Annotated in this window: 11 protein-coding genes; 6 read left to right on the top strand and 5 right to left on the bottom strand. The window is 72.8% G+C overall.

Annotation, left to right across the window (positions count from 1 at the left end; all coding sequences use genetic code 11):
• Window positions 1-487: 487 nt before the first annotated feature.
• The 4 genes from ACFYM2_RS30240 to ACFYM2_RS30225 all read right to left on the bottom strand — a co-directional run bounded on the left by ACFYM2_RS30240 (window position 488) and on the right by ACFYM2_RS30225 (window position 4,108).
• Window positions 488-1,237: a DUF2993 domain-containing protein gene (locus ACFYM2_RS30240; protein ID WP_388461058.1), complete on the bottom strand. Its 750-nt coding sequence runs from the start codon at window positions 1,235-1,237 to the stop codon at window positions 488-490.
• A gap of 260 nt (window positions 1,238-1,497) precedes the next feature.
• Window positions 1,498-2,991 (bottom strand): hypothetical protein, encoded by a 1,494-nt coding sequence (locus tag ACFYM2_RS30235; RefSeq protein WP_388840653.1) that lies wholly within the window; start codon window positions 2,989-2,991, stop codon window positions 1,498-1,500.
• 10 nt (window positions 2,992-3,001) lie between these two features.
• Window positions 3,002-3,256: a MoaD/ThiS family protein gene (locus ACFYM2_RS30230; protein ID WP_359002968.1), complete on the bottom strand. Its 255-nt coding sequence runs from the start codon at window positions 3,254-3,256 to the stop codon at window positions 3,002-3,004.
• Window positions 3,257-3,289: 33 nt separating this feature from the next.
• Window positions 3,290-4,108 (bottom strand): alpha/beta fold hydrolase, encoded by an 819-nt coding sequence (locus tag ACFYM2_RS30225; protein WP_359002966.1) that lies wholly within the window; start codon window positions 4,106-4,108, stop codon window positions 3,290-3,292.
• A gap of 281 nt (window positions 4,109-4,389) precedes the next feature.
• On the opposite strand from ACFYM2_RS30225, the gene ACFYM2_RS30220 reads away from it, so the two are divergent.
• The 5 genes from ACFYM2_RS30220 (at window position 4,390) to ACFYM2_RS30200 (ending at window position 9,927) form a co-directional block, all read left to right on the top strand.
• Window positions 4,390-5,154, top strand: coding sequence for a response regulator transcription factor (locus ACFYM2_RS30220; protein ID WP_388461062.1), 765 nt, complete (start codon window positions 4,390-4,392; stop codon window positions 5,152-5,154).
• Between the two features lie 150 nt (window positions 5,155-5,304).
• Entirely contained in the window at window positions 5,305-6,327 is a 1,023-nt protein-coding gene (locus ACFYM2_RS30215; protein ID WP_388461064.1) for a LacI family DNA-binding transcriptional regulator, read from the top strand.
• A 121-nt stretch (window positions 6,328-6,448) separates the two neighbouring features.
• On the top strand, window positions 6,449-7,696 hold the full coding sequence (locus ACFYM2_RS30210; protein WP_388840650.1) for a S1C family serine protease: 1,248 nt from the start codon (window positions 6,449-6,451) through the stop codon (window positions 7,694-7,696).
• Between the two features lie 99 nt (window positions 7,697-7,795).
• The gene (locus ACFYM2_RS30205; protein WP_359002958.1) at window positions 7,796-8,527 is read left to right on the top strand and encodes a response regulator transcription factor; all 732 of its coding nucleotides are present in this window, start codon (window positions 7,796-7,798) and stop codon (window positions 8,525-8,527) included.
• A gap of 5 nt (window positions 8,528-8,532) precedes the next feature.
• Window positions 8,533-9,927 carry a sensor histidine kinase gene (locus tag ACFYM2_RS30200; RefSeq protein ID WP_388461086.1) on the top strand — a complete coding sequence of 465 codons (1,395 nt, stop codon included), beginning with the start codon at window positions 8,533-8,535 and terminating at the stop codon, window positions 9,925-9,927.
• 315 nt (window positions 9,928-10,242) lie between these two features.
• Here ACFYM2_RS30200 and ACFYM2_RS30195 read toward each other — a convergent pair whose 3' ends face one another.
• Window positions 10,243-12,066, bottom strand: coding sequence for a bifunctional metallophosphatase/5'-nucleotidase (locus ACFYM2_RS30195; RefSeq protein ID WP_388840647.1), 1,824 nt, complete (start codon window positions 12,064-12,066; stop codon window positions 10,243-10,245).
• Between the two features lie 154 nt (window positions 12,067-12,220).
• Here ACFYM2_RS30195 and mshD point away from each other — a divergent pair, with 154 nt between their 5' ends.
• Window positions 12,221-13,144, top strand: a complete 924-nt coding sequence (mshD, locus tag ACFYM2_RS30190; RefSeq protein WP_388840644.1) for a mycothiol synthase — start codon at window positions 12,221-12,223, stop codon at window positions 13,142-13,144.
• The last annotated feature ends 128 nt before the right edge of the window (window positions 13,145-13,272 follow it).

Below are 13,272 nucleotides of genomic sequence, written 5' to 3'. Positions count from 1 at the left end.
GGCCGACCCCTGGGGCTTCGCCCCAGACCCCTCTGGGGGCTGCGCCCCCTCGCCGGCTGTCGCCAGGGCAACCCCGGACGCCCTACAGGGGCGCGGGGAACTGCGCGAGCAACCCCGCACCACCCGCACCCACACCCGAGCCGCCCCAACCCCAGGGGCGCGGGGAACTGCGCATCCCCCAGCTCCGGGTCAGGACCCGACCCGGAGCCAGGGCCCACAGCGCGAGGACCGCCGCGCACCTTCCGCCGGGTCGAAGGACCCGACCCGCCCAAGGGCCCCGGACGCGCAGAACACGCACCCCGCCCCGGACCGGAGGAGCAACCCGCCCAAGGCACCCTGGGCGCGAGCGACCCGCACCCCCACCCCGGACCGGAGGAGCGATCCACCCCAAGGAACCCGTCGCGAGCGACCCGCACCCCCACCCCGGTTCGGAGGAGCAACCCCTCCGAGGGTGCGGGGACGGGTGGGCCCCGAGGGGGTGTGGGCGTCAGCCCGCCAGGGGGACGTCCGTGCCCCTGCCCGAGAAGCGCAGACCCGACTCCGACGCCGTCACCTTGTCCAGCTTGATGCTCGACGGCATCCCGTCGATCTTCAGCTCGTAGTCGACCGCCTTGCGCAACCGCTGCTCGAACCCCGGCACCGGCAACGTCGGCAGCGACTCCGCCCGCAGCTGCACCATCCCCGACCCGTTCAGGGACACCGTGCTGTACGCCGACACCGTCTGCCCCCGCAGCAGCGCCTTGACCGGGGCCGGCAGCGTCACGCCCTGGCCCTCCAGCAGATCGGTGAGCGGCCCGGACACCTTGACCTGGCCCTTCGCCGCGCGCTCCGCACCCGCGTACCCCACCGTCGCCCCCTTGGGCGCGGCCTTGGAGAGGTCGGCGTACGAGATCTGCGCCGCCCCCTCGGCCCGCCCGGCGACCGCCGAGGAGAACGAACTGTTGATCCGCACCGCGTACAGCTCCGCCGTCACCTCGGTGACGTTCACCGAGTGGCCGCCCGCCGTCGCGGTCACGCCGGACAGCGAGACGTCCACCTCGTCCAGCTCCTTGGCGGCGACCTGGGTCAGGAAGGGGAAGCCCTTGATGTCCACGTCAGGCGTCGAGCCGAGGTGCTGGCTGCTCTTGATCTTGTCGGCCGCCTTCGACTCGGCGAGGTTCACCGCGATGCGGTCCGCCGCGACGAAGATGCCGCCGAGCACGATCACGATGATCAGAATGATTCGCAGTGCGCGCATTGCCTACGTGTCCCCCACCAGTCGGCCACCACTCGGCCTTCGACGTTCGTGTGTCGTTTGTCGCGTGTCGTGTGTTGTGCGTCGTGTGTTGTGCGTCGTGTGTCGCTTTCGCGTGCCGCTACTCGCGTGTCGCTTGTCGCCGTTGGCGCACCGCCGGTCGCGTACGCGCACCCCGCACCGGGCCCCGGCGGCCACTCTCCCGGCGCCCGGCTCCGCTGATCAACCCCCAGAACGACGATCGCGAGCCTAACCCCGGTTCCCTAGGCCACGGCGCGTCCGATGAGATACAGCACAGGCACGGCCGCCGTGAGCGGCAGCGCCACGCCCGCCGTCATGTGGACGAACCGGGACGGATAGTCGTACGAGGCGACCCGCAGGCCGATCAGCGCGCAGGCCCCGGCCGCGAGGCCGAGCAGGGCGCCGGCCGCGCCGATGCCCGTCAGGCCGCCGACCGCGATGCCCGCGCCGGCCGCCGCGAGCAGCGCGACCGCCACCGAGGCCGCCGACGGCAGCGGCAGCGCCCGGGCCAGCGCCGCCACGGCCACGGCCGCCGCGCCGACGGACACGGCATGCGGCGGCGCCGCGAGGTACCCGCCGGCCAGGATCGCGAGCGCCGTCGAGGCGACCGTCGCCATCAGGCCGTACATCCGCTCGTCGGGGTCCGCGTGCGAACGCAGCTGGATCACGAGGGTGAGCAGCACCCAGACGCCGAGCGTGCCCAGGATCGCGGCGGGCGCGTGCTCACGGCCGAGCGCGAGCAGCGCGACATCGGCGACGAGCGCGCCCGCGAAGGCCAGCGCGATGCCCTGCCGTGCGGGCCACATCCCATTCAGGCGGAACCAGCCGGCGGCGGTCACCGCCTGGAGGGCGATGAGGGGGACGACCAGGGCGTACGGGCCGGCCGGCGCCGCCACCGCGAGGAGCAGGCCGAGCACGGCGGTCAGCGCGGCGGGCCGCATGCCGGGCGCGATGATGGGCGAACGCCCCTCCGCGCGGGCCCGCTGGGCGTCGGTGACGCGCGCGTTGCCGACCGTGGTGGGCGGACTGTAGGCGGGCCCACCAGCACCGGCATCGGCACCAGCACCGGCCGCCGCGGCCCCTGCGCCGCCGTCGGCCCGATGCACCCCGGACCCGGCCTGATCCGCGCCGGCCCCCTCGGAAGCAACGGACACGCCGGGCACACCGGACGCGCCGGACAGGCCGGACGCACCGTCCCCGGCCGCCCCCGGCCCGAGACCCGGCGCCTCGGCCACGCCCGCGTCCCCGGACGCACCCGGCGCCGCGTGCGCACCCGGCCGCGCGGCGGGCTCGTACACCGGCGCCCGTCCCGGCCCGGACGCCGCCATCGGCACCTCGGGCGGCAACGGCACGGACGTGGTCCCCGCCCCGGCGTACCCCGCACCCGTGCCGTCCTGCCCGCTCTCCTGCCACGGCTGCGCATGTCGCGGCCGGTACGGTGCGGGGTCCTCCTGCTGCGGCGCGGGCGGGATCGTGGGCTGGTACTGGGTGTCCCAGGTCTGGCCCTCCCACGTCTGCGTGTACTGCTGGTGGTCCGGCTGGGGCTCGTACGGGAACGGCGGCTGCGGCACGGGCTGCCCGTACTCGTCGTACTGGCCGTATTGGTCGTACTGGCCGTGCTGGCCGTGCTGGTCGTACGAGGGCTGGGGCTGAGCCTGCGGCTGCTGCGGCTGCTGCGGCTGCGGCTGCGGCTGCGGCTGCTGCTGCTGCTGCTGATACGGGTACTGGTCGCTCATGACGTGGGGGTCACCCTCCTGCGAACGGCGGGAGCACCTCGACCGTGCCGCCCTCGGCAAGCCGTACGGTCTCATGGTTCCGCTTCCCGACGGGGTCGCCGTCGACCAGGAAGGAGCACCGCTGGAGTACCCGCGTGAGCTCTCCGGGGTGCCGTTCGCGGACCGCGTCGAGGGCTTCGGCCAGCGTGCCGGCCGCGTACGGTTCCTCGGCGACGCCGGCGGCGGACTTGGCCGCGGCCCAGAAGCGGATGGTTCCCGCTGCCATGGTCAGGCTCCTTTCGTCGCCCTCCATGATGGGCTACGCGGCGGGCCGGGCGGTGATCAGCCAGTGCCCGATCCGCTCAAGCAGCTCGTCGCCGGCCGCGTTCTCCGCGTGGCCCATGCCCCGCTCAAGCCACAACCGCGCAGGTCCGGCCGCCGCAAGCAGCTGGGGGTGGTCGACGGGGAAGTACGGGTCGCGGTCGCCGTGCACGATGAGCAGCGGGGTCGGCGCGATCAGCGGGACGGCCTCGACGGGCGAGAGCGGAACCGGGTCCCAGTCCTCGGTGTGGATGCGGGTCGCGAAGCCGAGCCGGCCGACCAGTCGGCCCGCGCGCCGCGTCACGAGCCAGTGCACCCGGCGCATCGCGGGCGTACCCCGGTAGTACCAGCGGGCGGGCGCGCTGACCGCCGCCACTGCTTCCGTGCGCCCCCGAGCGCTCCCCCGGCAGATCGCGGCGTGCCGCAGCACCACCGAGCCGCCCATCGAGAAGCCGACGGTCACCACCCGCGCGTACCCGAGTGATCTCGCCCACTCGACGGCCGCCGTCAGGTCGAGCACTTCGCGGTCGCCCACGGTCGAGCGGCCGCCGGACCTTCCGTGGCCCCGGAAGGAGAACGTGATCACGGCCGCGTACTGCGCGAAAACCCCAGCGGCCCGGCGCACGGCGGGCCGGTCGGCCGATCCGGTGAAGCCGTGCGCGACGACGATCGCGGTGTCGCGGGACCCCTTGGCGCAGGGCTCGTAAACCGCCTCGATCCGGACACCGTCGGACGTACGCAGGGTGGCGCGCCGGGGGCCGGGAGTGATCGACGGAACAGCCGGAGTGTGAAATCGGCCCTCTGCCTCGGCATTCATGTGGGCTATTCTCCTGGGCAGAGGATCCGGGCAACGCAGCCCCCGGGTCCTTTTGTGTTTCCCCGTCGTTGTTACGGGCGGGTCAACGAATGCTCACAACTGGGCCCGAACGGCCCGGAACATCACGGAAGTACGGAAAAGTACGAAGCAGTGCCGCACCGCCCCCGGGGCTCCGCGAGAGCTGAGGGGGACCCCCTCCGCAGGGACCGAGGAGGAAACGACGTCATGGGCGAACCAACCGCACACGATAAGAAGCGGATCATCCGGGTAGGAGGAGAGCGATGAGCTCCTTGCTGCTCCTGACCAATGCCCTTCAGCCGTCGACGGAGGTGCTTCCCGCCCTCGGCCTGCTCCTGCACAGTGTGCGCGTGGCCCCCGCCGAGGGCCCGGCGCTCGTCGACACCCCGGGTGCCGACGTCATCCTGATCGACGGCCGCCGCGACCTGCCGCACGTGCGCTCGCTGTGCCAGCTGCTGCGCTCCACGGGGCCCGGCTGTCCGCTGCTCCTGGTCGTGACCGAGGGCGGGCTCGCCGCCGTCACCGCCGACTGGGGCATCGACGACGTGCTGCTCGACACGGCGGGTCCCGCCGAGGTCGAGGCCCGTCTGCGGCTGGCCACCGGCCGCGCCCAGGCGACCTCCGACGACTCCCCGATGGAGATCCGCAACGGCGATCTGTCGGTGGACGAGGCGACGTACAGCGCCAAACTGAAGGGCCGGGTCCTGGACCTGACCTTCAAGGAGTTCGAACTGCTCAAGTACCTGGCCCAGCATCCTGGCCGGGTCTTCACGCGCGCCCAGCTGCTCCAGGAGGTCTGGGGCTACGACTACTTCGGCGGCACCCGCACGGTCGACGTGCACGTGCGGCGGCTGCGGGCCAAGCTCGGTCCCGAGCACGAGTCGCTGATCGGCACCGTACGGAACGTCGGCTACCGCTTCGTGACGCCCGAGAAGCCCGAGCGCGCCTCCGAGGACGCCAAGGCGAAGGCCGTCGTGGACGCGGCGACCGCCGAGGCGAAGGAAGCCGCCGCCCGCGCCGAGCGGTAGGGGTAGGCGAGGGCGCTCCCCGGGCGCCGCTCGGGGGAAGCCCCCGCCGCCCGGACGGGAAAAGCTCCGGTCGGGCCCTAGGTCACACCTGGGGTACGACCTGCGATAAGGCCTGCCCAGCGGGAGGTCACCCCGCGTAGACTGCCGCGCGTGGCCAAGGTGACGCGGGACGACGTGGCACGACTTGCGGGTACTTCGACCGCCGTCGTCAGCTATGTCATCAACAACGGACCCCGGCCGGTCGCCCCGGCCACGCGCGAGCGTGTCCTCGCCGCGATCAAGGAGCTGGGGTACCGGCCGGACCGGGTCGCCCAGGCGATGGCGTCGCGGCGCACCGACCTCATAGGAATGATCGTCCCGGACGCGCGCCAGCCGTTCTTCGCGGAGATGGCGCACGCCGTCGAACAGGCCGCGTCCGAGCGCGGAAAGATGGTCCTGGTCGGCAACTCCGACTACGTGGACGAGCGCGAGGTCCACTATCTGCGGGCCTTCCTCGGCATGCGGGTCGCCGGCCTCATCCTGGTGAGCCAGGGCCCGAGCGAGCGGGCCGCCGCCGAGATCGACGCGTGGGACGCCCGGGTGGTGCTGCTGCACGAGCGGCCCGAGGCGATCGACGACGTGGCGGTGGTGACCGACGACATCGGCGGCGCCCAGCTCGCCACCCGCCACCTGCTCGAACACGGCCACGACTACGTCGCCTGCCTCGGTGGCATCGAGTCGACTCCGGCTGTCGGTGACCCGGTGGCCGACCACGTCGAGGGCTGGCGCCGGGCCATGCTGGAGTCCGGCCGCTCTTTGGAGGGCCGTCTCTTCCAGGCTCCGTACAACCGGTACGACGCCTACCAGGTGGCCCTGGAGATCCTGGCCGGGCCCGAGCGGCCGCCGGCCATCTTCTGCGCCACCGACGACCAGGCGATCGGCGTGCTGCGGGCCGCCCGCGAGCTGCGCATCGACGTGCCGGGCGAGCTCGCCGTCGCGGGCTTCGACGACGTCAAGGAAGCGGCCCTGACCGATCCGCCGCTGACCACGATCGCCTCCGACCGGCCCGCCATGGCGCGGGCCGCGGTGGACCTGGTCCTCGACGACGGGCTGCGGGTCGCGGGCTCGCGCCGCGAACGTCTCAAGCAGTTCCCCTCCCGGCTCGTCGTCCGCCGCTCCTGCGGCTGCGGCTGAACCGTCCGAGCCGCCGCGGCCGGGCACCGCCGGGCGTCCTTATACCGGGCAAACACGGTTCTGCCGGGCTTCTTACCCGGTCCTCAGACTGCTCTCATCAACGGTGGCGAAGGTCATAGACATGACCGAGAGCCCCCGCCACAGCGGCGAACCCGAGCAGCAGCCCCAGCACTCCGACCTCACCGACGAGTCCCGGCAGCGAGCCAAGGACGACGCCAGGCGAGAGGCCGAGGCCTACGCGGCGGCCTATCCGCCGCCTCCCCCCTACCAGCCGGCCACACCCGTGACCACGGGCCCCGGCACCACCGTGTGGCCGGGCGCCCCCGTCGGCGCCGGGTTCCACGACGGCGGCCACGGCGGCGGCGCCCACCGCGCGGGCGGCGAGGCGGACGCGCCCGGGCCCCGCCGCGCCAAGCGCTCGGTCGGGCTCCTCGCCGCCGTCGCCATCATCGCGGCGGCGATAGGCGGCGGCACCGCGAGCGTGGTCGAGCACTACGTCGGCAACGACAGCTCGTCCGTCAGCGCCGGAGTGAGCGGCACCAACGCCTCCCACAGCACCAACGGCACCGTCTCCGGGGTCGCCAAGGCCGTCATGCCGAGCATCGTCGAGATCAACGCGACGTCCGGCTCGGGCGAGTCGACCGGCGCCGGCGTGATCATCACCTCCAGCGGCGAGATCATCACCAACAACCACGTCATCGCGGGCGCGACCTCGGTGAAGGTGAAGCTCAGCGACGGCAAGAGCTACACCGCCAAGGTGGTGGGCACCGACCCCGACAAGGACCTCGCGCTGATCAAGCTGAACGGGGCGAGCGGCCTCAAGCCCGCCTCGCTCGGCGACTCCAGCAAGATCGCGGTCGGCGACCAGGTGGTCGCGATCGGCTCCCCCGAGGGCCTGACCGGCACCGTCACCAGCGGCATCGTCTCGGCGCTCGACCGCGACGTCACCGTCGCCAAGGAGGACGGCAGCCAGGACCAGAGCCAGGGGCAGGGCCGCGGGCGCGGCAGCGGCGGGGGCGGCTGGCCGTTCGAGTTCGGCGGGCAGCAGTTCAACGGCGACACCGGCTCGTCCAAGACCACGTACAAGGCGCTCCAGACCGACGCCTCGCTCAACCCGGGCAACTCCGGCGGCGCGCTCATCGACATGAACGGCAACATCATCGGGATCAACTCCGCGATGTACTCGCCCAGTTCGGCCGGCCAGACCGGTTCGACGGCCGGCAGCGTCGGGCTCGGGTTCGCCATCCCGGTCAACACCGTCAAGTCCGACCTGTCCAGCCTGCGCGCCGGCGGCAGCGGCGGCGCGAGCACCGGCGGCGGCGACCAGAGCGGCGACGGCTCGGGCGGCGCCTTCAGCGGCAGCTACTGACCCCGTCCCGGCGCGGGGCGGTGAGCCGCCCCGCGCCACCCCGTCCCATGCGAGGCTGATGGTCCGAGCCGGCAGAGAGACAGAAGAAGGAACCCGCTCATGAGCCCCGCCGAGGACGAACCGCAGCGCATCCTGATCGTCGACGACGAACCCGCCGTCCGCGAGGCGTTGCAGCGCAGTCTGGCCTTCGAGGGATACGGCACCGAGGTCGCCGTGGACGGCCTCGACGCCCTGGCCAAGGCGGAGGCGTACCGGCCCGAGCTGATCGTCCTGGACATCCAGATGCCCCGGATGGACGGGCTCACCGCGGCTCGCCGGCTGCGCGCGGCCGGGTCCACCACGCCCATCCTCATGCTGACCGCGCGCGACACGGTCGGCGACCGGGTCACCGGGCTCGACGCGGGCGCCGACGACTACCTGGTCAAGCCGTTCGAACTCGACGAACTGTTCGCGCGCATCCGGGCGTTGCTGCGCCGCAGCTCCTACGCGGTGGACGCGGGCGCGGCAGGACAGGACGCCGGGAACGTGCTGACCTTCGCCGACCTCAGGATGGACCTGTCCACGCGCGAGGTCACCCGGGGCAGCCGCGTGGTGGAGCTGACCCGCACCGAGTTCACCCTCCTTGAGCTGTTCCTCACCCACCCCCGCCAGGTCCTGACCCGTGAGCAGATCCTCAAGGCGGTGTGGGGCTTCGACTTCGAGCCCTCCTCCAACTCCCTCGACGTGTACGTGATGTATCTGCGCCGCAAGACGGAGGCGGGCGGCGAGCCCCGGCTCGTGCACACGGTGCGGGGCGTGGGGTACGCGCTCCGGCCGGGCGGCGCGGAGTGAACCGTCTGGCCCGCCGCTACCGCGCGATGCCGCTCCGCTCCCGCCTCGCCATGCTGGTCGCCACGGCGGTCGCGGTCGCGGTCGCGGCGGTCGCGGTCACGTGCTGGCTGCTCACCCGGGCCCAGCTGCGCGGCGAACTCGACACCACGCTGCGCAACACCGGCGCGCCCAGCGCCCTGGTGGTCTCCGCGCTCCAGTCCTGCACCGCGCAGGGCAATCTGCCCACCGGACAGAAGCCGTTCGCCTACATCCAGGTGGTGCTCCCCGACGGCACCCGCTGCGTGGCCCTCGACTCGCCTCCCGTGCGCGTCACCGCCCAGGACATCGCCGTGGCCCGCGACCTGAAGCCTGAGACGCTGCACAGCAGCACCACCGACAGCGGGATGGACGTGCGGGTGCACACCACGCGTCAGGAGTTCGCCGGGCGCTGGGCCACCGTCTCGCTGTCCCGCCCGCTCACCGAGATCGACTCCTCCCTCAACCGCCTGGCCCTTCTGCTGACCGGGCTCGCCGGCATCGGCGTCGTCGCGGCCGGGGCGTCCGGACTGTGGGTGGCCCGGGCCGGTCTTCGGCCCGTGGACAAGCTCACCGGGGCCGTCGAGCACGTGGCGCGCACCGAGGATCTGACCGTACGCATCCCCGTCGAGGGCGAGGACGAGATCGCCCGGCTCTCGCGCTCCTTCAACGCGATGACCGCCGCGCTCGCCTCCTCGCGGGACCGGCAGGCGCAGCTCATCGCCGACGCCGGGCACGAGCTGCGCACCCCGCTGACCTCGCTGCGCACCAACATCGAACTGCTCGCGCGCAGCGACGAGACCGGCCGGGCCATTCCGCCGGCCGACCGCGCCGCCCTGATGGCGTCCGTCAAGGCCCAGATGTCCGAACTGGCCTCCCTCATCGGGGACTTGCAGGAGCTGTCGCGGCCCGACGCGGTGCGCGAGGGGCCCCTGGAAGTGGTCGGGCTGCACGACATCACCCGGATCGCGCTCGACCGGGCCCGGCTGCGGGGGCCCGAGCTGACCATCACGGCGGAGCTCGCGCCCTGGTATGTGCGGGCGGAGCCCGCGGCGTTGCAGCGGGCGGTGGTGAACGTGCTGGACAACGCGGTGAAGTTCAGTCCGCCGTACGGGACGGTCACCGTCACGCTGGACCGGGGTGTCCTGACGGTACGCGACCAAGGGCCCGGCATCCCCACGGAGGATCTGCCGCATGTCTTCGAGCGGTTCTGGCGGTCGCCGTCGGCGCGGGCGTTGCCGGGGTCGGGGCTCGGGCTCTCCATCGTGGCGCGTACGGTGCGGCACGCGGGCGGGGAGGTGTCGCTGGCCCCCGCCCCCACGGGCGGCACCCTGGCCACGATCACCCTCCCGGGCGCCCCGACCCCGCCGCCGGACACCCCCTGAGCCGGGGCCTGCCCCCAACCCCCCGGGGCTCCGCCCCGGACCCCGGATGCCCCTCCCCGCCCCTTCCCTAAACCCTCCGGGGGTTGAAGGAAAAGCCTCTGGGGCTCCGCCCCAGACCCCATTCGGCCTGAACGGCCTCGTCCTCAAGTGCCGGACAGGCTGAAGGTGCCGATGCGGACCAGCACCAGCCCCGCCAGGGGCGCGGGGAACTGCGCGAACGGGGTTGGCATGGCCCGTGCGGGTTGTCACCGGATGCTCAGGGGCGCGCGAGGAGCGACCACGGCCCGCACCCGGAGCACCCAGCCCTCAAGGGGTCTACCTGAGCACCGTGATCCGCCCCGGAGCCGGCGGAGCCAGCGGGGTGGAAGGGGTCGAGTTCGCCGCGAGGTACGCGTCGAACACGTCCAAGTCCGACGCCCCGACCACCTTGTCCGTGCCGACCAGCGCCGGGAACCCGTCACCCCCGCCCGCGAGGAACTCGTTCATGGCCACGCGATACGTGGCGGCCGGATCGATCGCCGCCCCGTTCAGCCGCACCGTGCCGTCCACCACCCGCGCCGCCCCCGACTTCGTCAGGTCGAGCGTGTAGGTCAGCCCCGACGAGACCTGGAGGATCTTCGGATCCGCCTCGTTGACGCCGCTGACCTGCTGCTTCAGCGCCGCGAGCAGCTGCGCCCCGGTCAGGCCGACCACGTTCATCATGTTGGTGAACGGCTGGACGGTGAACGCCTCGCCATACGTCACGACCCCGTCCCCCTCGCCGCCGCTCGCCTTGTACACGAGGTCGGAACGGATACCGCCGGGGTTCATGAGGGCGAGCTGGGCGCCGCCCTTGTCGGGCGCGGACAGGCCCGCGAGCTGCGCGTCCGCGATGAGGTCGCCGAGCGGCTTCTCGGGCGCGTCCGAGCCCCGGCCGTTGATGTCGGCGGAGATGTAACCCTGCGGACGACTGGCGACCGGCGCCGCCAACTTGCCCCATCGAGCGATCAGTTGCGTCATGTCGGCGGCCTTGGGCTGGTCCCGGCTGACGATGTGGTTGGCCGACTTGGGCGACAGGGGCGACTTCACCGCCGTCCGCACGATGTCCTTGGTGCGCCGGTCGTAGGTCAGCGTCGTGTCCGTGTACAGCTTGCCGAACGACGCCGCCGAGGTGACCAGGCGCGGGTTGCCCGCCGGGTCGGGGATGGTGCAGACGTACGCCTGGTGGGTGTGGCCGGTGATCAGCGCGTCCACCTTGGGCGTGATGCCCTTGGCGATGTCGACGATCGGCCCGGATATCCCGCTTCCGGGGCCCTGGCTGTCACAGCTGTCGTTGTAGGCGTTGGAGGACGGCATTCCGCCCTCGTGGATGAGGGCGACGATGGACTTGACGCCCTGGTGGTCGAGTTCCTTGGCGTACTTGTTGATCGTCTCGATCTCGTCCGCGAACTTGAGGCCCTTGACGCCGGCGGCGGTCACGACGTTCGGGGTGCCTTCGAGCGTCACGCCGATGAAGCCGATCTTGACGCCGTTCTTCTCCCACACCGTGTACGGCTTGAGGATCGGCCGGCCGGTCTTCTCGCTGGTCACATTTGCCGCGAGGTAGGGGAAGTCCGCGCCGGGGAACTTCCTGCCCTTCTCGTAGCAGCCGTCGGTGGGGTGGCAGCCGCCGTTCTGCATGCGGGTCAGCTCGGTGGCGCCCTCGTCGAACTCGTGGTTGCCCACGGCCGTGACGTCCAGCTTGAGCTTGTTCAGCGCCTCGATGGTCGGCTCGTCGTGGAAGAGCCCGGACAGCAGCGGGCTCGCGCCGATCATGTCGCCACCCGCCGCGGTGATCGAATGGGGGTGGCCCGCGCGGGCCGTGCGCAGCGAGCCGGCCAGGTATTCCATGCCGCCGGCCGGCACGGACTTGGTGGTCCCATCTGCCTGACGCTCCGTCACCGTTCCGGCGGAGCCGGCCGGTGGCTCCAGGTTGCCGTGCAGGTCGTTGAAGGAGAGCAGCTGCACGTCGACGGTGCGGCCCGGCTTGGGATGGTGTCCGTGGCCCCGGTCGTGCGCGTGGGCGGGCATCGCGGCGACGAGCGCCCCGATGGTGGCGAGGCCTGCGGCCCCGGCCCACAGTCGTGTGGCGGCACGGTTCATGTGGCGTCTGGCTGGCATGTGTTGTTCGGATCCCCTGTGCGTCGCATGTGCGTTCCTTGTGGATTCCCGGCGCAGCCTAAGGTCAACGCGCGTAGCGCAACAGGGGGTCGCGGGTTACGAGCTGGTTGCCGTTGGCCGGGCTCGCGAGGTGGGCCGCCGTACCCTCGTACCCATGACAGACGCAGCCGCCCCCACCCCCTCCACCCGCGACATCCAGACCCTCGACGAGCTCACGCACCCCCAGGCGCAGGCCGTGCTCGGCCTCATCGCCGAAGCCGCCCGCTCCGACGGGCAGCAGGCCGTTTCCGAGCAGGGCCGGCTCCAGTTGCGCGGCGGCCACCGCGAGGGCGTGCGGCATTTTCTGCTGACCGTGGGCGACACGCTCGTCGGGTATGCCCAGCTTGAGGACACCGACCCGGTCGAGGCACCCGCCGCCGAGCTCGTCGTGCACCCCGCGCACCGGGGGCAGGGGCACGGCCGCGCCCTGGGCAGCGCGCTGCTCGGGGCGACCGGCAAGCGGCTGCGGGTGTGGGCGCACGGCGGCCACGCGGCGGCCCGCCACCTCGGGCAGGTGCTCGGGCTCACCCTCTTTCGCGAACTGCGCCAGCTGCGGCGCCCGTTGAGCCCGCTCGACATCGCCGAGCCCGTCTGGCCCGCCGGCGTCACCGTGCGCACCTTCACGCCGGGCGAGGACGACGCGGCCTGGCTCGCGGTCAACGCCGCCGCCTTCGCCCACCACCCCGAGCAGGGCTCGCTCACCCAGCGCGACCTCGACGACCGCAAGGCCGAGCCGTGGTTCGACCCGAAGGGGTTCTTCCTCGCGGAGAAGGCCGGCGAGCTCGTCGGCTTCCACTGGACCAAGGTGCACGCCGAGGAGCGACTGGGCGAGGTGTACGTGGTCGGGATCCGGCCGGACGCCCAGGGCGGCGGGCTCGGCAAGGCGCTCACCGCGACCGGCCTGCGCCACCTCGCGGCCGAGGGCCTGCCCACCGCGATGCTGTACGTGGACGCCGACAACACCGCGGCCCTCACGGTCTACGAACGCCTCGGCTTCACCACGCACGAGGTGGACCTGATGTACCGCGCGGAGTCCTGACCCGCCGCCGCGCGGCCCGCCCCGGACCCGCCCCGGACCCCGCTCCGGACCCCGCCCCGGCCCCCGGCCCGCCCCCGGGGGCCCGGGTCCGCTCTCCCGGACGCCATGTCCTCGTAACCGGGTATTCA

Origin of the sequence: Streptomyces sp. NPDC006711 (assembly GCF_042869775.1) — a bacterium.
In the GTDB taxonomy this organism is placed as follows: domain Bacteria; phylum Actinomycetota; class Actinomycetes; order Streptomycetales; family Streptomycetaceae; genus Streptomyces.
The sequence above is the reverse complement of the archived record's forward strand: the minus strand, read 5'-3'. Positions and strand labels throughout refer to the sequence as shown.

Coding starts and splice junctions, on each gene's coding strand:
- ACFYM2_RS30230 (WP_359002968.1), bottom strand. CDS start 3,256: ATGGCAGCGGGAACCATCCGCTTCTGGGCCGCGGCCAAGTCCGCCGCC.
- ACFYM2_RS30210 (WP_388840650.1), top strand. CDS start 6,449: ATGACCGAGAGCCCCCGCCACAGCGGCGAACCCGAGCAGCAGCCCCAG.
- ACFYM2_RS30240 (WP_388461058.1), bottom strand. CDS start 1,237: ATGCGCGCACTGCGAATCATTCTGATCATCGTGATCGTGCTCGGCGGC.
- ACFYM2_RS30195 (WP_388840647.1), bottom strand. CDS start 12,066: ATGCCAGCCAGACGCCACATGAACCGTGCCGCCACACGACTGTGGGCC.
- mshD (WP_388840644.1), top strand. CDS start 12,221: ATGACAGACGCAGCCGCCCCCACCCCCTCCACCCGCGACATCCAGACC.
- ACFYM2_RS30220 (WP_388461062.1), top strand. CDS start 4,390: ATGAGCTCCTTGCTGCTCCTGACCAATGCCCTTCAGCCGTCGACGGAG.
- ACFYM2_RS30205 (WP_359002958.1), top strand. CDS start 7,796: ATGAGCCCCGCCGAGGACGAACCGCAGCGCATCCTGATCGTCGACGAC.
- ACFYM2_RS30235 (WP_388840653.1), bottom strand. CDS start 2,991: ATGAGCGACCAGTACCCGTATCAGCAGCAGCAGCAGCAGCCGCAGCCG.
- ACFYM2_RS30225 (WP_359002966.1), bottom strand. CDS start 4,108: ATGAATGCCGAGGCAGAGGGCCGATTTCACACTCCGGCTGTTCCGTCG.